This window comes from Halomonas sp. LBP4, assembly GCF_003202205.1.
GTDB lineage: Bacteria > Pseudomonadota > Gammaproteobacteria > Pseudomonadales > Halomonadaceae > Halomonas > Halomonas flagellata.
In genome coordinates, this window is record NZ_PDOG01000002.1 from 530,317 (window position 1) to 546,474 (window position 16,158).

General features: G+C 65.7%; 18 protein-coding genes. 7 read left to right on the forward strand and 11 right to left on the reverse strand.

Annotation, left to right across the window (positions count from 1 at the left end; all coding sequences use genetic code 11):
- Positions 1 to 25 precede the first annotated feature (25 nt).
- Positions 26 to 610, reverse strand: coding sequence for a PRC-barrel domain containing protein (locus CR157_RS09530; protein ID WP_181422023.1), 585 nt, complete (start codon positions 608 to 610; stop codon positions 26 to 28).
- Positions 611 to 805: 195 nt separating this feature from the next.
- Here CR157_RS09530 and rloA3 point away from each other — a divergent pair, with 195 nt between their 5' ends.
- A complete protein-coding gene (gene rloA3 / locus CR157_RS09535; RefSeq protein ID WP_373681015.1) occupies positions 806 to 1,396 on the forward strand; it encodes a retropepsin-like aspartic peptidase RloA3 in 591 nt (196 codons plus the stop codon).
- A gap of 8 nt (positions 1,397 to 1,404) precedes the next feature.
- On the opposite strand, the gene CR157_RS09540 is transcribed toward rloA3, so the two are convergent.
- Positions 1,405 to 2,118, reverse strand: coding sequence for a 16S rRNA (uracil(1498)-N(3))-methyltransferase (locus CR157_RS09540; protein ID WP_110283284.1), 714 nt, complete (start codon positions 2,116 to 2,118; stop codon positions 1,405 to 1,407).
- A gap of 88 nt (positions 2,119 to 2,206) precedes the next feature.
- Between CR157_RS09540 and phaR the strand changes: the two genes are divergently transcribed.
- The 4 genes from phaR to CR157_RS09560 all read left to right on the forward strand — a co-directional run bounded on the left by phaR (position 2,207) and on the right by CR157_RS09560 (position 5,987).
- Positions 2,207 to 2,671 (forward strand): polyhydroxyalkanoate synthesis repressor PhaR, encoded by a 465-nt coding sequence (phaR, locus tag CR157_RS09545; RefSeq protein WP_110283285.1) that lies wholly within the window; start codon positions 2,207 to 2,209, stop codon positions 2,669 to 2,671.
- 80 nt (positions 2,672 to 2,751) lie between these two features.
- The gene (gene purD / locus CR157_RS09550) at positions 2,752 to 4,047 is read left to right on the forward strand and encodes a phosphoribosylamine--glycine ligase (RefSeq protein ID WP_110283286.1); all 1,296 of its coding nucleotides are present in this window, start codon (positions 2,752 to 2,754) and stop codon (positions 4,045 to 4,047) included.
- A gap of 43 nt (positions 4,048 to 4,090) precedes the next feature.
- Complete coding sequence (locus CR157_RS09555) at positions 4,091 to 4,963, forward strand: phosphoribulokinase (RefSeq protein WP_110283287.1); 873 nt, start codon at positions 4,091 to 4,093, stop codon at positions 4,961 to 4,963.
- A 25-nt stretch (positions 4,964 to 4,988) separates the two neighbouring features.
- Positions 4,989 to 5,987, forward strand: coding sequence for a LacI family DNA-binding transcriptional regulator (locus CR157_RS09560; RefSeq protein ID WP_110283288.1), 999 nt, complete (start codon positions 4,989 to 4,991; stop codon positions 5,985 to 5,987).
- Positions 5,988 to 6,153: 166 nt separating this feature from the next.
- Here the strand turns inward: CR157_RS09560 and tal are convergent, their stop codons facing one another.
- From tal to CR157_RS09595, 8 genes are all read right to left on the reverse strand, one after another.
- Positions 6,154 to 7,107: a transaldolase gene (tal, locus tag CR157_RS09565; protein WP_110283289.1), complete on the reverse strand. Its 954-nt coding sequence runs from the start codon at positions 7,105 to 7,107 to the stop codon at positions 6,154 to 6,156.
- Positions 7,108 to 7,251: 144 nt separating this feature from the next.
- On the reverse strand, positions 7,252 to 7,983 hold the full coding sequence (locus CR157_RS09570; protein ID WP_110283290.1) for an SDR family oxidoreductase: 732 nt from the start codon (positions 7,981 to 7,983) through the stop codon (positions 7,252 to 7,254).
- Entirely contained in the window at positions 7,980 to 9,533 is a 1,554-nt protein-coding gene (locus CR157_RS09575; protein WP_110283291.1) for an FGGY-family carbohydrate kinase, read from the reverse strand. Before CR157_RS09575 ends, CR157_RS09570 begins: the two co-directional genes overlap by 4 nt.
- A 10-nt stretch (positions 9,534 to 9,543) precedes the next feature.
- Positions 9,544 to 9,666 carry a hypothetical protein gene (locus CR157_RS23015; RefSeq protein WP_258364123.1) on the reverse strand — a complete coding sequence of 41 codons (123 nt, stop codon included), beginning with the start codon at positions 9,664 to 9,666 and terminating at the stop codon, positions 9,544 to 9,546.
- 7 nt (positions 9,667 to 9,673) lie between these two features.
- Positions 9,674 to 10,654 carry an ABC transporter permease gene (locus tag CR157_RS09580; RefSeq protein ID WP_110283292.1) on the reverse strand — a complete coding sequence of 327 codons (981 nt, stop codon included), beginning with the start codon at positions 10,652 to 10,654 and terminating at the stop codon, positions 9,674 to 9,676.
- Positions 10,651 to 12,153 (reverse strand): sugar ABC transporter ATP-binding protein, encoded by a 1,503-nt coding sequence (locus tag CR157_RS09585; RefSeq protein ID WP_110283293.1) that lies wholly within the window; start codon positions 12,151 to 12,153, stop codon positions 10,651 to 10,653. Before CR157_RS09585 ends, CR157_RS09580 begins: the two co-directional genes overlap by 4 nt.
- A gap of 58 nt (positions 12,154 to 12,211) precedes the next feature.
- Entirely contained in the window at positions 12,212 to 13,150 is a 939-nt protein-coding gene (locus tag CR157_RS09590; RefSeq protein ID WP_110283294.1) for an ABC transporter substrate-binding protein, read from the reverse strand.
- 263 nt (positions 13,151 to 13,413) lie between these two features.
- Positions 13,414 to 14,145, reverse strand: a complete 732-nt coding sequence (locus CR157_RS09595) for an SDR family oxidoreductase (RefSeq protein WP_258364124.1) — start codon at positions 14,143 to 14,145, stop codon at positions 13,414 to 13,416.
- Positions 14,146 to 14,431: 286 nt separating this feature from the next.
- On the opposite strand from CR157_RS09595, the gene CR157_RS09600 reads away from it, so the two are divergent.
- Both CR157_RS09600 and coq7 read left to right on the forward strand, forming a co-directional pair.
- On the forward strand, positions 14,432 to 14,773 hold the full coding sequence (locus CR157_RS09600) for a histidine triad nucleotide-binding protein (protein ID WP_110283295.1): 342 nt from the start codon (positions 14,432 to 14,434) through the stop codon (positions 14,771 to 14,773).
- 159 nt (positions 14,774 to 14,932) lie between these two features.
- Positions 14,933 to 15,577: a 2-polyprenyl-3-methyl-6-methoxy-1,4-benzoquinone monooxygenase gene (gene coq7 / locus CR157_RS09605; protein WP_110283296.1), complete on the forward strand. Its 645-nt coding sequence runs from the start codon at positions 14,933 to 14,935 to the stop codon at positions 15,575 to 15,577.
- Between the two features lie 115 nt (positions 15,578 to 15,692).
- Here coq7 and CR157_RS09610 read toward each other — a convergent pair whose 3' ends face one another.
- On the reverse strand, positions 15,693 to 16,112 hold the full coding sequence (locus CR157_RS09610; RefSeq protein WP_110283297.1) for an OsmC family protein: 420 nt from the start codon (positions 16,110 to 16,112) through the stop codon (positions 15,693 to 15,695).
- Positions 16,113 to 16,158: the final 46 nt, after the last annotated feature.

Genomic DNA, 16,158 nt, shown 5'->3' on the forward strand with positions numbered 1-16,158 from the left:
GGAGCGGACAGCGCTGGCGAGGGGCTCAGTTGGTCATGTCGTCGAGGGCCTCGCTGATCGCGTCCCCGGCGCGCTCCGCGCCTTCCCGGGTGCGCTCCCAGGCGCGCCCGGCGCGGTCGCCGACGCGTTCCGCCCCCTCACGGGTACGCTGCCAGGCACTCTCGGCACCCTCCTGGGTGCGTTCCCAGGCCGCACGCGAACGCTCCCGGGCCTGCTGCTGCCAGTCGTGGTCGTAATGGGGCAGGGCCGCGAACTCCTCCTCGCTGGCCTCGACCACCACCCGGTGAGTGATGGCACCGTCCTCGTCGACCCGGGTATCCAGCCGGTAGAGGGCGTTGGTGATCACGATTTCCTGGCCGCCGAGCCCCAGGGTGTCCCCGCTCTCCACGACCAGGGCATGGACTGCCATGTCGTCACCGAGCAGGATATCATCGACCTCGCCGACCGGGGTGTCGGGGTCGGATGCCAGGTGCACATCGGCGTCGAGAATCATGCGGGCCGAGTAGAGCCCCTGGGGGTCCGACTGGGCCTGGGCACTGATGACCAGGCCAGTGGCGATCAGGCCCAGGGCGCCGGGCAGTATCGTCCTTGTGATGCGTCCAGTGATCATGGGCTCTCCTCCTGTTGATGGCTCCATGGGGCCAGCCGGTGCCTCGGCGGCGCGTCCGGCAAGCCGTGTTCACAGCATTTGCGAGTCGCGCCGGGGCGTCAAGTAGGGAACCCCCGGCGCCCGGTGTGGTCCATCTGCACGTTTTTTTGCCCATTTTCGGTCCATCGCCTGTCCAGCATGAAGAGGAGTTCGCCAATGAGAGCCGCCCTGTCATCCCCGCCCGCGATTCGCCGGTCGCGGACCATGCTCGGCCTGTGGGCCGGTCTGCTGCTGGCCATCGGGATGTCCCAGGCCCCTGCCGACGAGAACCCCGCCGACGAGAAGGTATTCGGCTGGGTGGAGAAGGCCACCCTGGAGCCCTGGGGAGTGGAGGTGAAGGCCAAGCTCGACAGCGGCGCCCTGACCTCTTCGCTCGATGCCCGCGAGGTCGAGCGCTTCGAGCGCGAGGGCGAGGAGTGGGTGCGCTTCCGGCTGGAGCTGGAGGACGAGGTGACCGGTGAACTTTTCACCCATGAGATGGAGCTGCCGGTCTATCGCAGCATCCGCCTGCGCGGCGCCGGCGGCACCGACCGGCGTCCGGTGGTGCTGATGAAGGTGTGCATGGGCGACACCGTCTACGAGGAGCAGTTCAGCCTGCGCGATCGCGAGGAGATGCACTATCCGCTGCTGCTGGGCCGGCGCACCATCGGCCACCTGGGGTTTCTGGACGTCCGCGAGACCTTCCTGAGCGACCCGCAGTGTGACGAGGACTCACGGCTGGTCGCCCATGAGCCGGACCAGGACTGACCCCCTGCTCAGAACAGCCGGGCGAGCAGGGCAGTCACCGCAGTCTCTACGCGCAAGATGCGCGGGCCCAGGTGGATGCCCTCGCAGCCGGCGGCGAGCAGTCGTTCCACTTCCCAGGGGATAAAGCCCCCTTCCGGCCCCACCAGCAGCAGAGTGGGCCCGGTGAGCCCGCGCGGACAGGCCCGGGGCATGCCGGGGTGGGCCAGCAGGCCGCGGTGCTCCTTCAGCAGCCCCGGCAGCCTGTCCTCGACGAAGGGGCGGAAGCCCTTCGCCAGTGTCACCTCCGGCATCATCGTGTCTCGCGCCTGCTCCAGGCCCAGCACCAGGTGGGCCTGGATCTTCTCCGCAGCCAGCTCCGGCGATTGCCAGTAGCTCTTTTCAACGCGGCGGCTGTGCAGCAGGGTGATATGCTTCACGCCCATTGCCGTGACGTGCTCGAGGCTGCGCGCCAGCATCCGTGGGCGCGGCAGCGCCAGCACCAGGTGCACCGGTAGCGCCGGTGGCGGGCGCTGGTCGAGGGCATCGATGGCGAAGCGTGCCTCGTGCCCGTCGAGGGCCAGGAGTTCGCCGCGACCGATGCCGCCACCCGCGACACCCAGGGTGAGGCGGTCGCCGGGACGGGCGCGGTGCACCGCGTGCAGATGGGCCAGGCGGCGCGGGTCGCGGACCCGGGCGAGGCGTTCGCCCTCGAGGTCGGCGGGCGAGAGCAGGATCAGGTTCATGGGGCCTCGTTTCCCTTGCATGGGCGGTGTCGCGGTGCACAATACCAGTATGGGGGCAAGACCCCACCTCACGACAAGGAGCAGCGCCGTGCGCGTGATACGCAAGTATGCCAACCGCAGACTCTATGATACCGAACAGAGTCGCTACGTGACCCTCGAGGATCTGCGGGGCCTGATCCTCGACGAGGTCCCCTTCCGGGTCGAGGACGCCAAGTCCGGCGAGGACCTGACCCGGACCATCCTGCTGTCGATCATCATCGAGCAGGAGCAGGCCGATGGCGAGTCGGAAGTCTTCTCCAACGACCTGCTCGAGCAGCTGATCCGTGTCTACGCCATGTCCCAGCCACTGCCGCTGGCTCGCTACCTGGAGCAGGGCACGCGGCTGATGCTGGAACAGCAGAAGCATGTGCAGGACCAGTGGCAGCAGGCCATGCGCCACTCGCCCATGGAACTGATGCGCGAGCTGGCCGAGGAGAACATGCGGTTCTGGCAGCAGACCATCAGCCAGGCCGGCGACAAGGACGACGACAAGGACGACGACGAGCCGAAGTGACGCCGGGTGGCTCGGGAGGGCGGCGCCGGCGACTTTCTGACATAATGCCGCGACGTTTCGAGATGCCAAAGGTTGAACGGATGAAGGTTCTGATCATCGGCGGCGGTGGCCGCGAACATGCCCTGGCCTGGAAGGTCGCCCAGTCGCCCCGGGTGGAAGCTGTCTTCGTTGCGCCCGGCAACGCCGGCACCGCCCGCGAGCCGGGCCTGGAGAACGTCGACATCGGTGTCGCCGACCTGGCGGGCCTGGTGACCTTCGCCCGGGAGCAGGACATCGCGCTGACCATCGTCGGCCCCGAGGCACCGCTGGTCGAGGGCGTCGTCGACCGGTTCCGCGAAGCGGGGCTGACGATCTTCGGCCCGACCCGGGCCGCCGCCCAGCTCGAGGGCTCCAAGTCCTTCACCAAGGATTTCCTGGCGCGGCACGCCATTCCCACCGCCGACTACCGGACCTTCACCGAGGTGGAGCCGGCCCTCGAGTATCTGGCCGAGAAGGGGGCGCCCATCGTCATCAAGGCCGACGGCCTTGCCGCCGGCAAGGGCGTGATCGTGGCCATGACCTCGCAGGAGGCCGAGGCGGCGATCCGCGACATGCTCGAGGCCAACGCCTTCGGTGATGCCGGCGCCCGGGTGGTGATCGAGGAGTTCCTTGCGGGCGAGGAGGCCAGCTTCATCGTCATGGTCGATGGCGAGACGGTGCTGCCCATGGCCACCAGCCAGGATCACAAGCGGGTCGGTGAAGACGATACCGGCCCCAACACCGGCGGCATGGGGGCTTACTCGCCGGCGCCGGTGGTTACCGACGAGGTGCATGCGCGGATCATGGAGCGGGTCATCCTGCCCACGGTGCGCGGGATGGCCGAGGAGGGCCACCCCTACACCGGTTTCCTCTATGCCGGCCTGATGATCGACCCCCAGGGCAATCCCCGGGTGATCGAGTACAACTGCCGCTTCGGCGACCCGGAGACCCAGCCGATCATGCTGCGGTTGCAGTCCGACCTGGCGGCACTCTGCCTGGCCGGTGCCCGAGGCGAGCTCGAAGGGCTCGCCTGTGACTGGGATTCGCGTGCCGCGGTGGGCGTGGTGCTGGCCGCCGGCGGCTATCCCGGCAGCTATCGCAAGGATGACGTGATCGCCGGGCTCGAGGCCGCCGAGGCTACCGGCTGCAAGGTCTTCCATGCCGGGACCCGGCAGAACGCCCAGGGCGAGGTCGTCACCGCCGGAGGCCGGGTGCTCTGTGTCACGGCCCTCGGCGAGGGGGTCTCGGCGGCGCGTGACCTGGCCTACCGGGGCGTGGAGGCGATCACCTGGGAGGGTGCCTTCTGCCGTCGCGATATCGCCTTTCGCGCCATCGCACGCGAGCGCCAGGCCGGCTGATTGCCCGGTCCCGAACCGAACAACAAGACGAGGGAGCGAGCCGATGTCCCGCGAGTATCCGATCATCGCCGTGACCGGCTCCTCCGGGGCCGGGACCACCACGGTCAAGCGCACCTTCGAGCGCATGTTCGCCCGGGAGGACGTGCACGCCGCCTTCGTCGACGGCGACGCTTTCCATCGCTACAACCGGGAGGAGCTGGCGCGCATCTTCCGTGACGAGCCCGAGCGCAAGGGCGAGCTCTCCCACTTCGCCGTGGAAGCCAACCTGCTCGATCGTCTCGAGGCGCTGTTTCAGGAGTATGGCGAGTTCGGCAGCGGCACCTTCCGCCATTATATCCACGCCGAAGACAAGCAGATGATCGAGGCCGGCTATCGGGTGGGGACCTTCACCGAGTGGCAGTCGCTGCCCTGCGGCACCGACCTGCTGTTCTACGAGGGGCTGCACGGCGGCCTGGTCACCGCCGAGCACGACATCGCCCGTCACGTCGACCTGCTGGTGGGCGTGGCGCCGACCATGAACCTGGAGTGGATCCAGAAGATCGACCGTGACATCAAGCTGCGTGGCTACTCCCAGGAGGCGGTGATCGATACTATCCTGGGGCGCATGGACGACTATGTGCGCTACATCCAGCCGCAGTTCTCGCGCACCCATATCAATTTCCAGCGGGTGCCCACGGTGGATACCTCCAACCCCTTCGAGGTGCAGGACATCCCCTCCGATGCCGAGTCCTTCGTGGTGATCCGCTTCCGCGACCCCTCCACGGTCGATTTCCCCTACCTGCTGGCGATGGTTCAGGATGCCTTCATGAGCCGTCCGCATACCCTGGTGGTGCCGGGATCGCGGCTGTCGCTGGCCATGGAGCTGATCCTGGCGCCGCTGGTGCGCCACCTGCTGGCCCAGCGGCGCTTCCGCTGAACTGGCTTGGCATCTCGGGAGAGACATGGCGAGACGTGACAAGGTGACCATTGCCGATATCGCCAGGCATGTGGGCTTGACCAACATGACGGTATCGCGTGCCTTGAACAAGCCCGACAAGGTCAAGCCTGCGACACGAGAAAGGATTCTCGCTGCGGCTCGGGAGTTGGGGTATGTCCCCAATGCCTTTGCCAGCCACCTCAGGAGTCGCGAGAATCGCTTGATCGGCCTGGTCACGGCCAGTGTCGACAACCCCTTCTATAGCGAGGTAATCAAGGCGATTTCGCGTGATGCAAAGAAGCAGAACTACACCATCATGCTCATCGATACCGATGGTGCGCCGGAACTCGAGGAAGTGGCGATCGAGACCCTCCTCAGTTACCAGGTGGCCGGTATCATCCTGTCGCCGGTCTCCGACGATGCCGAGTATCGTCCCGCCTATCTCGATCGACTGCGCCGGGCCAGGCTGCCTGTGGTGATGCTGGACCGTACGCTGGACGTGGCTGATTTCAGTCGCGTGGTCCTGGACAACCACCGTGCTGGACGATTGCTCGGCGAGCAGCTGGTGAAGCAAGACATCCAGCAGGTGCTGGCATTGACCGGCCCGCGTGGCTCGCGGATAACGCAACAGCGCCTGGCCGGCCTCAAGGAGGCCTATGCCGCTGCGGGCGTCCCCTTGGCGCTGGAACAGCGTCCGGGGGACTACACCCTGCAGCCAGCCTATCGTGACATGGCCGATTACCTGCGTCACGGCATGCTCCCCGAGGCCGTGTTCGGCTTCAACCAGCTGATCACCCTGGGTGCGATGCGCGCCCTGCACGATGCCCATGTGTCCCGGGACGATGTGCTCGTGGTGGGTATCGATCGCCTTCCGTATGCCGATATTTTCGATGTGTCGGTATGGTGCGCCGTTCATGACACCTATCAGGCGGGGCACGAAGCGATTCAATTGCTCTTCGAGAAGATCAATGACCCCGCGGCGTCAGCCCGCGAGGTCGTGATTGCCTCTTCCCTGATCCGGTAGCTTCCACATCAGAGAGCGGTCGGCCCATTACATTGCGGCCCGCTGCCGCCGAGCAGCTACGGGCCGAGAGCGTTGAGGCAGCCAAGCGAGGCCTTGCGGCTGGCCACACACGCCCTTGGCAGGGGGAATCCTCCGGGGTGTCGCGGTTCGCGGGGCATGGTCGGGATCAGCGCGAGGCCAGGCGCTCGGCAATCAGTGCTTCGAGCTTGTCCTGATCCTCGGCGAAGCGGCGGATGCCTTCGGCCAGCTTGTCGTTGGCCATGGCGTCCTGGTTATGGCCCCAGCGGAAGGCGGGCTCGGTGAGCGGGGTCGGCCGGGGGCCGCCGCGGCGCGTCATGAGCACCCTGGGTTTTATCTCGCCCGGCGTGGTGGCCAGCTCCTCGAGCAGCGCGGGCGAGATGGTCAGCCGCGGGCAGCCGGCCAGTGCCAGCACCTGGCCGGTGGTGCGGAAGCTGGCGCCCATCACCACGGTGTCGTAGCCACCCTGGCTGACGCGTTGGCAGACGCCGCGCACGAACTGCACGCCGGGGTCGGTGTCGGGGGTGAAGTCCTGCCCGGTCGCCTGCTTGTACCAGTCGGTGACTCGGCCGACGAAGGGCGAGACCAGGAAGACGCCGGCATCGAAGCAGGCCTGGGCCTGGGCGTCGCTGAACAACAAGGTCAGGTTGCAGTTGATGCCTTCCCTCTCCAGCACCTCGGCGGCGCGGATCCCCTCCCAGGTCGAGGCCAGCTTGATCAGTACCCGGTCCCTGGACACGCCGCGCTTGTCGTAGAGCGCGACCAGCTCGTGGGCCTTGCGGATGCTGGCCTGGGTGTCGAAGGACAGCTTGGCGGCCACCTCGGTGGACACCCGGCCGGGCACCACCTTGGCGATTTCGCTGCCCATGGCCACGGCGAGGCGGTCCACGGCATGCTCTTCCTGCCGGTCGCTGGTCTTGGCCTTGACCGCGGCGAGTTCCTGGTCGATCAACGCCCGGTAGCCCGGCAGCTCGAAGGCCTTGAGCAGGAGCGAGGGATTGGTGGTGGCGTCATGGGGCTGGTAGCGCTGGATGGCCTCCAGGTCACCGGTATCGGCGACCATCAGGGAGTGTTGTCTGAGCGCGTCGAGTTGATGGGTCATGGAGTGGCTCCCTCAGGTGAGTGATCGGTCTGGTCAGGCGTAGTGATCGGCCAGGGCCTGGCGATATCGACCACCAGCACCTTGGTACTCTGGGTGCCACAGTCCACACCGATATACATGTCAGGCTCCTTGCAGCATGCGGGACTAGTGGGACGTGAAGCCTCCGTCGATCGGCAGGCAGGCGCCGCTGATCATCGACGCGGCCGGGCTCAGCAGGAAGGCCACCGGCAGGGCGACTTCCCGGGGGGTGGCGAAGCGTCCCAGGGGAATGGCGGCCAGCATGGGGTCGCGCTTGGCGGGATCCGCCCAGGCGCGTTCGGCCATGGGGGTCAGGGTCACCGTCGGATTGACGCTGTTGACGCGTATGCCCTTGGGCCCCAGCTCGAGGCACAGCACGCGGGTCATGGCATCCATGGCCGCCTTGGACGCGCAGTAGCCGAGATGGCCTGGCAGGGCGGCCATGGCCGCCTGGCTGGAGACGTTGACCATGCTGCCCTGGCGGCCGTGCGCGATCATGTGGCGTGCCGTTTCCCGCGCCACCACGGCACTGGCGGTGACGTTGGTGGACATGATCCGCTCGAGGTCCTGTGCCTTGACGTCCAGGACGTCGTCGAGGATCGAGATGCCGGCACAGTTGACCAGGCCATCGAGGACGGGCATCTCGATGAAGGCCTCGGTGACCGCGGCCTCATCGGTGATGTCGACGGTCAGGGTGCGTGCCCCCAGCTCTTGCTCGAGTTCGCTGAGCTTGTCCCGGTTGCGACCGAACAGCACCAGTTCGGCACCGAGCTCGGCAAGGGACCGGGCGATGTCGAGACCGATGCCGCTGGTCGCACCCGTGACGAGGATGCGTTGATTCTGGAGTTCGAAATTCATGATGTGGTTTCACTCGCTCGGGTGTTGTTGATGCTGAGCCGGTGCATGATCGGCTTGAGCGTCGGATAGAGCCGGCAATACAGGGCGAAGAGGTCGTCGTAGCGACGCGCTGCCGCTTCGGAAGGTTCGGCACGCTCGATCAGGGTGCCATGCCGCAGCGGTTGGTCGAGGTCGATCAGGCCGGTGGCCTGCCCGGCCAGCAGGGCGGCTCCCAGGGCCGCCTCCACGTTCTCGCGGTAGGTGTAGACCGGCATGCGGGTCACGTCGGCGATGATCTGCATCCACAGGTCCGACCGGGTGGCCCCGCCGACCACGATCAGATGGGAATCGAGGGGCACCCCCTGACGTTTGCCCGCCTCCATGTTGTGCCGCAGGGCGAAGGTCACGCCTTCCAGCACCGCGCGATACAGGTGATGGCGGCGGTGATAGAGACTGAGACCGATGAAGCCCGCACTGGCCTGGGCATCCCATACCGGGCTGCGTTCCCCCATCAGGTAGGGCAGGAAGAGCAGGCCATCGGCGCCCGGGGGGAGCTCTCGGGCGGGCGGCTCGAGCTGGTCGTAGGCGCTGCCATGCTCCCCGGCGGCGACCCGGTCCTCGCCGCAGAGGGTGTCGACGAACCAGCTGACCGAGGCGCCGGCGGTCAGGGCGCCGCCGAAGGTATAGAGGTCGCGGCCGCTGTTCAGCACATGCGGCATGCTGATCAGCCCCTGACCGGGCTCGACGCTTTGGTTGATCACCCCCCAGCACATGCTGGTGCCGATCATGGCGACGTGATTGCCGGGGCGGGTCGCCCCCGCCGCCAGCGTGGCCATTGCCGCATCGACGCCGCCGGCGACCACGGGGATATTGGCGCACAGGCCCAGCGAATCGGCCAGCGCCGGCAGCAGGCCGCCGACGGTCGCGCCCGACTCCACCAGTCGGGTCGGGAGCTTGTCCCGATCGAGGTCCAGGGCGTCGAGCATCTCCGTCGACCAGGCGCGTGCCGTCAGGTCGTAGATGCCGCCGATGTTGCCGGCCGAACTGTGGTCGATGGCGATCTCGCCGCTCAGGCGATAGTTGATATAGCTGTTGGGCGGCAGCAGGTAGCGGGTCCGTTCCCAGACATCGGGACGCTCGGCCTTGAGCCACATCATCTTGGTGAAGCCGTAGTAGCTGTCCACGCCATTGCCGGTGACGGCCTCCAGGCGGGCCATGTCGACATGCTCCTTCACCCACTGGACCTGGGCCTCGGCCCGGCGGTCCATCCAGATCAGGCAGGGGTGCAGGGGGCGGATCTCGGCGTCGACCGGGATCCCCGATCCCCCGTAGAGGCTGCTCACGCAAACCCCCTTGACGCCCCTGGGGTCAATCCCGGGGGCGTCAAGGCAGGTCCGGAGGCAGCGGAGCACGGCCTCCCACCACACGTCCGGCCACTGCTCGGCCCAGAGTGGGCGAGGGGTGTCGACGCGGTAGCCTTGGCTATGCTCGGCCAGGATCCGGCCATGGTGATCGATCACCACTGCCTTGGTGCTCTGGGTGCCGATATCGATACCGATGACGGTCTCCATGTAGTTCTCCTCACTCGCGGCTGCGGGTCACCTTGAGTTCCTGGGACACTCCGGCCGGGACGCCGGCGGCCACCGGGGCCTTGACCCGGGGCTCGTCGCCTTCTCGGAACACCTGGGCTGATGTCGATGGCACCAGGGGCTCAGGGCGTGCGCTTGCGGCTGATATAGATGGCCAGCAGGATGATCAGGCCCTTGATGACGTTCTGGAGGTAGGGCGAGACGCCCATCAGGTTGAGGCCGTTGTTGAGCACGCCGAGCAGCAGGGCCCCGACCAGGGTACCGAGGATCATGCCGCGCCCACCGGTGATGGCGGCCCCCCCCAGGACCACGGCGGCGATGGCGTCGAGCTCGAAGCCGACCCCGGCGTTGGGCTGGCCACTCATCAGGCGCGATGTCAGGATCAGCCCGGCAATGGCCGCGGTCGTCCCGCTCAGGGTGTAGACCAGCAGCTTGTAGCGTGAGACCCGGATGCCGGACAGTCGTGTGGCCTCTTCGTTGCCGCCGATGGCATACAGGTAGCGACCGGTGGCGGTATGGCTGAGCAGCACATAGCCCAATGCGTAGACGGCGATCATGATCAGGATGGGCATCTCGATGCCGGCCAGGCTGCCGCGTCCGAAGAAGGCGAATTCCGGGGGCAGGCCGGAGATGGGATAGCCACCGGTATAGATCAGGCCGAGCCCGCGGGCGATGCCCATGGTCGCCAGGGTGACGATGATCGGTGGCATGCCGGCGAAGGCGATGAAGACGCCATTGAAGGCGCCGAAGGCGGCGCCCACCAGTAGTCCGATGATGATGGCCAGTGAGGGTGGGACACCGGCGACCATGAGGCCGGCCATGATCGTTCCCGACAGGGCCATCACCGGGCCCACCGAGAGATCGATACCGCCGGTGAGGATGGCCAGGCTCATGCCCACCGCGATGATCGCGATGATCGACGCCTGGCGCGCCAGGTTGGACAGGTTGCTGCCGGACAGGAAGTTGTCATTGATCACCGCCATGGCGATGAAGACGACGATGAAACCGATCAGCGGGTAGAAGATCGGGGTACGGCGCCAGCGGGCCAGTCGCGCTTTGAGGGACTGACGGGCGGTGCCGGGCGTTGAGGCGAGCTGGCTCATGAGCTGAGTCCCCCCGTGGCATGATGCATGATGGATCGTGAGTTGAGATCGTCGCCCTGCAGTTCGGCGGCGATGCGGCCGTGGTAGAAGACTGCGGCGCGGTCGCACAGGCCGAGCACTTCGGGCAGCTCCGAGGAGATCATGATGATCGACACCCCCCGGGCAGTGAGCTCCTTCATCAGGGCGTAGATCTCCGACTTGGCGCCGACGTCGATGCCGCGGGTGGGTTCATCGAAGATCAGCACCTTGCACTGGTGGCCCAGCCAACGGGCGATGACCACCTTCTGCTGGTTGCCGCCGCTGAGGTCGCCCACCGGCGTCTCGGGGCTGGGCGCCTTGACGCGTACCGATGCCATCAGCTGGGCGGCGGTGCGCGACTCCTGATCGCGCCGGATCAGCGGCAAGGCTCCCTGGAATTGCGTCAGGTTGTTCAAGGAGATGTTGTCGCGACACGAGAACGGCAGGATCAGTCCCTGGGTCTTGCGGCTCTCCGGCAGCAGGCCGATCCCTTGCTTGAGGGCACTGGCGGGGTGACGGAGCCTGACCGGCTTTCCCTCCATGCTGATCCTGGCATGAACGGGGCGCGTCGCGCCGATCAGCCCCATGGCCAGTTCCGTGCGACCGGATCCCACCAGGCCGGCGAAGCCGAGGATCTCGCCACGGTGGAGCTTCAGCGAGTGCTCGGGGCCATCGGCGTCGAGGCGCAGGGCCTCGATGTCCAGCACCACATCGTTGTAGTCGGCATCGCAACGGTGTTCGGGGAAGATATTCTCGACGCGTCGGCCGACCATCTTCTCGATCAGGTCGTCGGGGGTGGTCGAGGCGATGTCGCAGTCGTCGACCTTCTCGCCATCGCGCATCACGGTCACGCGATCGCAGATGGTGAAGATCTCCTCCATATGGTGAGAGATGAACACCATGCCGACTTGCTGCTTGCGCAGTTCGCGCATGATGGTGAACAGGTGATCGGCTTCGCTGGGCGTCAGGGTCGCGGTCGGCTCATCGAGGACCAGGATGCGGGCATCCAGCGACAGGGCCTTGGCGATCTCGATGAACTGCTGGTCGGCGACGCTCAGTTCGGCGATGGGACAGTCCAGGGGAATCGAGACCTTGAGGCGGTCGAACAGGTGCCGGGCTTCGCGGATCATGCCGGGCCGGTCGCGGAGCCCGAGCCGGTTGCGCCGTTCGCGGCCCAGGAAGATGTTATCCACGGCATCCAGGTGGGGAATCAGGCTGAATTCCTGGAAGATGATGCCGACCCCGGCATTGAGGGCGTCCTGGTAGCCGTGAAAGTCGCATGTCTTGCCATCGATGATGATGTCCCCCTCGTCCTGGCGGTAGATGCCGCAGAGGATCTTCATCAGGGTCGACTTGCCGGCCCCGTTCTCGCCGAGCAGGGCATGCACCTCGCCGGCGTGGACATCGAGTGACACATCCTGCAGGGCCTTCACCCCGGGGAACGACTTCGAGATGTGCCTCAGGGAAAGTAAAGGAGTCATGGGGATACCCTCGTGTGCCGCCCGAGGCGGCACACGTTGTCAGCGTCAGGGATAGGGGTTACCAGCTGAAGTCGGCAGCCTTGTCGCGGTCGATCAGCTCCACATCGATGGGGATCTCCGCGGGAGCCGTGCTGGCGCCCCAGTGCTTGGCCAGACCCAGGCCAAGGCCCAGGCGCACCATGTCGCGGGGGTATTGCGCCGAGGTGGCGATGAAGGCCGAGTCCGGGCGTTGGATGGCCTCGATGGCTTCAGGATGACCGTCGACACTGACCAGCTTGATGTCCTGGCCACTCCCATCAATGGCGATCAGGGCCCCCAGGGAACCGATGTCGTTGACGCTGAACAGGCCGTCGAGATCCGGGTGGGCCTGGATGATGTTCTCGGTGACCGTCATGGCATGGGTGCGCTCCTGGCGGCCGTTCTGCTTGTCGACGATCTCGATACCGTCGTATTCGTCGAGCGCGGCGGTGCAGCCGTCGATGCGCTGCAGGATGGGGACGACCGGAATGCCGTCCAGCAGGGCCACCTGGCCTTCACCGTCGAGCTGCTGGGCCAGGTAGTCACAGGCCTTGTAGCCGGCGTCGTAGTTCTTGGAGCCCACGAAGCCGTCCACCGGGCCATTGGCCTGGGCATCGATCGCGACGGTGGTGACGCCGGCTTCCTTGGCGGCCAGCACCGCCGTCTCGACACCTACGGAGTCGGCGGGGTTGAGCAGCAGGATGTCGATGCCCCGCTGGATCATGTCTTCGACATCGTTGACCTGCTTGGCGACGTCATGGCGGGCATCGGTGGTGATCACCTCGGCTCCCAGGCTGGCGGCGGCGGTCTCGAGCGCCTCCTGCATGGTCACGAAATATTCGTTGTTGAGCTCCTGGAAGGACATGCCGATTTTCAGGTTGTGGTCATCTGCCCCCACGGTGCCCGCGGCCAGAGCGGTCGAGCTGGCCACTGCAAGAGCGGTATTGCGGAAGGGAACTGAGATTTCGCGGAATTTCATGGTTGGCTCCAGGCTTGTTCTTGTCACGTTGTGATGTGTTGACATTGTTTTGAATGTTAACGTCAACATTTTGAAGGCTAGAAGGCCCCGGCTGACAAATCAACAGGGCTCCGACCAATGTCTAATCCTTCCATTTATCCTTGCCAGTCTTCGTCTGGTGGATGCATTAGTTTTGTAAGTCCAGAATCTTCGAAACTTGATGTTCCGGAAGGTGGGCCGAGTCCAAGGGGGCATTCTTGCCGATACGATGTCGGATGTTCTCTCTACATATCGAAATTGCTCGGCAGGACCACCATATCGCGAATGGTCACATTGCGAGGGCGAGTCAGCATGTACATGATGGCATCGGCTACCTCGGTCGGCTCGATGATGCTGCCGGACTCCTTCGCCTTGCGCAGATTTTCCTCGGGCCAGTCGGCAAGCAGGGCGCTGTTGACGGGGCCGGGCGAGACCGAGGCGACCCGTATGCCGTGTTTAAGGACCTGGCGGCGCACGGTCTGGACGAAGCTGGTCATGGCCCACTTGGAGGAGGCGTAGATCGGCTCCCAGGGGACGGGAAAATGCCCTGCCACCGAGCTCGTCACCATGATGTCGCCCGTGCCACGCTCCATCATGTGTGGCAGGACATTATGGACGTTCTTCATCACGACACTGACGTTCAGGCTCACCATCCGGTCGATCGCGTCCGGGTCGGCATCGATCAGGTCACCACCGATATAGCTACCGGCATTGGCGTGGAAGATATCGAGCTGGCCTGCCTTCTCCAGGGTCCGCGACAGTAGCGTCGCACAGTCCTTTGGGTCGAGCAGGTCGATGACCAATGGAATCGCCGCATCGCCGAGCTCTGCGCAGACCGCCGTCAGGGCGGCCTCGTCGCGGTCGACCAGTACCACGCGGGCGCCCGACGAAATCATTGCCTTGACACTGGCCAGCCCGATGCCCGACGCCGCTCCGGTGACGGCTGCAACCTTGCCAGTTAATTCGTTTGTCATCATGTTCTCTCCTTTCAATTGCCATTGGTGATCACTTCGACTCGAAGCTTTTTCTTCAGGCCTCTGTGAAGCGAGTGGGTGCTGACATCATTGAAATGTTAACGTCAACATTTTCGCAGGCTAGATGGCTCCTGATGGCAGGTCAACAGACCTTAGACCAATGTCTAGTGAGGCGGGCGGGGCCCAATCGGGCACCGAGCACAGAGCATAGGGACTGACATCGGCGTCGTGCGGGAGTAACCTCTTGCCTTGGTGGCATCATTACAGCCGATTCGAATTGGAGTGATCCATGGACTGCCTGTTCTGCAAGATCATCAACCGCGAGATTCCCGCCGACATCGTCCATGAGGACGACGAGGTGCTGGCCTTCAACGATATCAACCCCCAGGCGCCGACCCATGTCGTGATCGTGCCCAAGCAGCACATCGCCACCCTCAACGATCTCGAGGAGGGCGACCTGGGGCTGGTCGGCCGGCTAGCGTACACGGCGGCCAGGCTGGCGAAGGAGCGTGGCTTCGCCGACGACGGCTACCGGGTGGTGATGAACTGCAATGACCAGGGCGGACAGACCGTCTATCATATACATATGCACCTGATGGGCGGTCGACGCTTCACTTGGCCGGCTGGCTAGCTGGCGCTCGGCGGCGAAAGCCGCTCGCGTCCGGGCGGTTCGACGCATCAGGTGCACCCTTCGACGCCACCGGACGGTGGCGTTGTGCGTTGCAGAGCGGAGCTTCTGGCGCCAATCGCGCTCGGTTACAATGGCGCCAGGATCCGCGACGAGGCCGCCATGAACCGCAAGCTCTCCCGTACCGACAACCTGATCCACCAGTTCGATACCGTGCTGCGCACCCTGGTCCCCCATGCCGCCCGGGCGTCACGACCGACTCCCGCCGGCGAGGAAATCCGGGACGAGCCGATGAGCGAGGAGGAGCGGCGCCACGCCGCGGGACTGATGCGCATCAACCACACCGGTGAGGTCTGTGCCCAGGCGCTCTACCAGGGGCAGGGGCTGACCGCCAAGTTGCCGGAGGTGCGCGGCCAGATGGAGGAGGCCGCCCAGGAGGAAATCGACCACCTCGCCTGGTGCGACGAGCGCCTCCAGGAGCTGCATGACCACACCAGCCGGCTCAACCCGTTCTTCTATGCCGCCTCCTTCGGCCTCGGCGCCGTGGCCGGGGCGATCGGTGATCGCCTCAGCCTGGGCTTCGTCGCGGCCACCGAGGAGCAGGTCGGCAAGCACCTGGACGACCATATGGAGCGCCTGCCACCGGGCGACCACCGCTCCCGCGCGGTACTCCGGCAGATGGCCATCGACGAGGCCCATCACGCCCAGCTGGCGCTGGAGGCCGGCGGCGCCCGCTTCCCGGCGCCGGTGAAGTTCGGCATGTCGCTGATGTCCAGGGTGATGACCAGGAGCGTCTATAAGCTATAAGCCGTAAGCTTTAAGCCATAAGCAGAACCCCCCGGAGAGCCAGCTCTCCGGGGGGTTCTGGTCTAGATACCATGTAGGCCGTGTACTTACGGCTTACAGCTTAAAGCTTACGGCTCTATTCTTCGACGATGGTGAAGGAGTGGCTGACCTCGACGCCGCCCTTGGTCAGCATGATCGAGGCGCTGCAGTACTTCTCGGCCGAGAGTTCCACGGCCCGCTTCACCTGGTTCTCCTTCAGTCCCGTGCCGGAGACGGTGAAGTGCACGTGGATCCGGGTGAAGACACTGGGCACGCTGTCGGCACGCTCCGCCTCGACGGTAGCCACGCAGTCGACCACGGGAGCACGGGACTTCTCGAGGATCTCCAGCACGTCGAAGGAGGTGCAGGCGCCGAGGCCCATCAGCAGCATCTCCATGGGGCGCGGCCCGGTGTTGCGCCCGCCGTGGTCGGGCGGGCCGTCGATGACCACGCTATGACCGCTTCCGGATTCGGCCACGAACTGACGACCGTCGGTCCACTTGACGCTGGCTTTCATGAGACTGATTTCCTTCCTGTGAATGGGTTGGCTCGCTGCACCGCAG

Bases quoted from the DNA above. Each gene is read 5' to 3' on its own strand.
- CR157_RS09530 (WP_181422023.1), bottom strand. From the start codon at position 610: ATGATCACTGGACGCATCACAAGGACGATACTGCCCGGCGCCCTGGGC.
- rloA3 (WP_373681015.1), top strand. From the start codon at position 806: ATGAGAGCCGCCCTGTCATCCCCGCCCGCGATTCGCCGGTCGCGGACC.
- CR157_RS09540 (WP_110283284.1), bottom strand. From the start codon at position 2,118: ATGAACCTGATCCTGCTCTCGCCCGCCGACCTCGAGGGCGAACGCCTC.
- purD (WP_110283286.1), top strand. From the start codon at position 2,752: ATGAAGGTTCTGATCATCGGCGGCGGTGGCCGCGAACATGCCCTGGCC.
- CR157_RS09555 (WP_110283287.1), top strand. From the start codon at position 4,091: ATGTCCCGCGAGTATCCGATCATCGCCGTGACCGGCTCCTCCGGGGCC.
- CR157_RS09560 (WP_110283288.1), top strand. From the start codon at position 4,989: ATGGCGAGACGTGACAAGGTGACCATTGCCGATATCGCCAGGCATGTG.
- tal (WP_110283289.1), bottom strand. From the start codon at position 7,107: ATGACCCATCAACTCGACGCGCTCAGACAACACTCCCTGATGGTCGCC.
- CR157_RS09570 (WP_110283290.1), bottom strand. From the start codon at position 7,983: ATGAATTTCGAACTCCAGAATCAACGCATCCTCGTCACGGGTGCGACC.
- CR157_RS09575 (WP_110283291.1), bottom strand. From the start codon at position 9,533: ATGGAGACCGTCATCGGTATCGATATCGGCACCCAGAGCACCAAGGCA.
- CR157_RS09580 (WP_110283292.1), bottom strand. From the start codon at position 10,654: ATGAGCCAGCTCGCCTCAACGCCCGGCACCGCCCGTCAGTCCCTCAAA.
- CR157_RS09585 (WP_110283293.1), bottom strand. From the start codon at position 12,153: ATGACTCCTTTACTTTCCCTGAGGCACATCTCGAAGTCGTTCCCCGGG.
- CR157_RS09590 (WP_110283294.1), bottom strand. From the start codon at position 13,150: ATGAAATTCCGCGAAATCTCAGTTCCCTTCCGCAATACCGCTCTTGCA.
- CR157_RS09595 (WP_258364124.1), bottom strand. From the start codon at position 14,145: ATGATGACAAACGAATTAACTGGCAAGGTTGCAGCCGTCACCGGAGCG.
- CR157_RS09600 (WP_110283295.1), top strand. From the start codon at position 14,432: ATGGACTGCCTGTTCTGCAAGATCATCAACCGCGAGATTCCCGCCGAC.
- coq7 (WP_110283296.1), top strand. From the start codon at position 14,933: ATGAACCGCAAGCTCTCCCGTACCGACAACCTGATCCACCAGTTCGAT.
- CR157_RS09610 (WP_110283297.1), bottom strand. From the start codon at position 16,112: ATGAAAGCCAGCGTCAAGTGGACCGACGGTCGTCAGTTCGTGGCCGAA.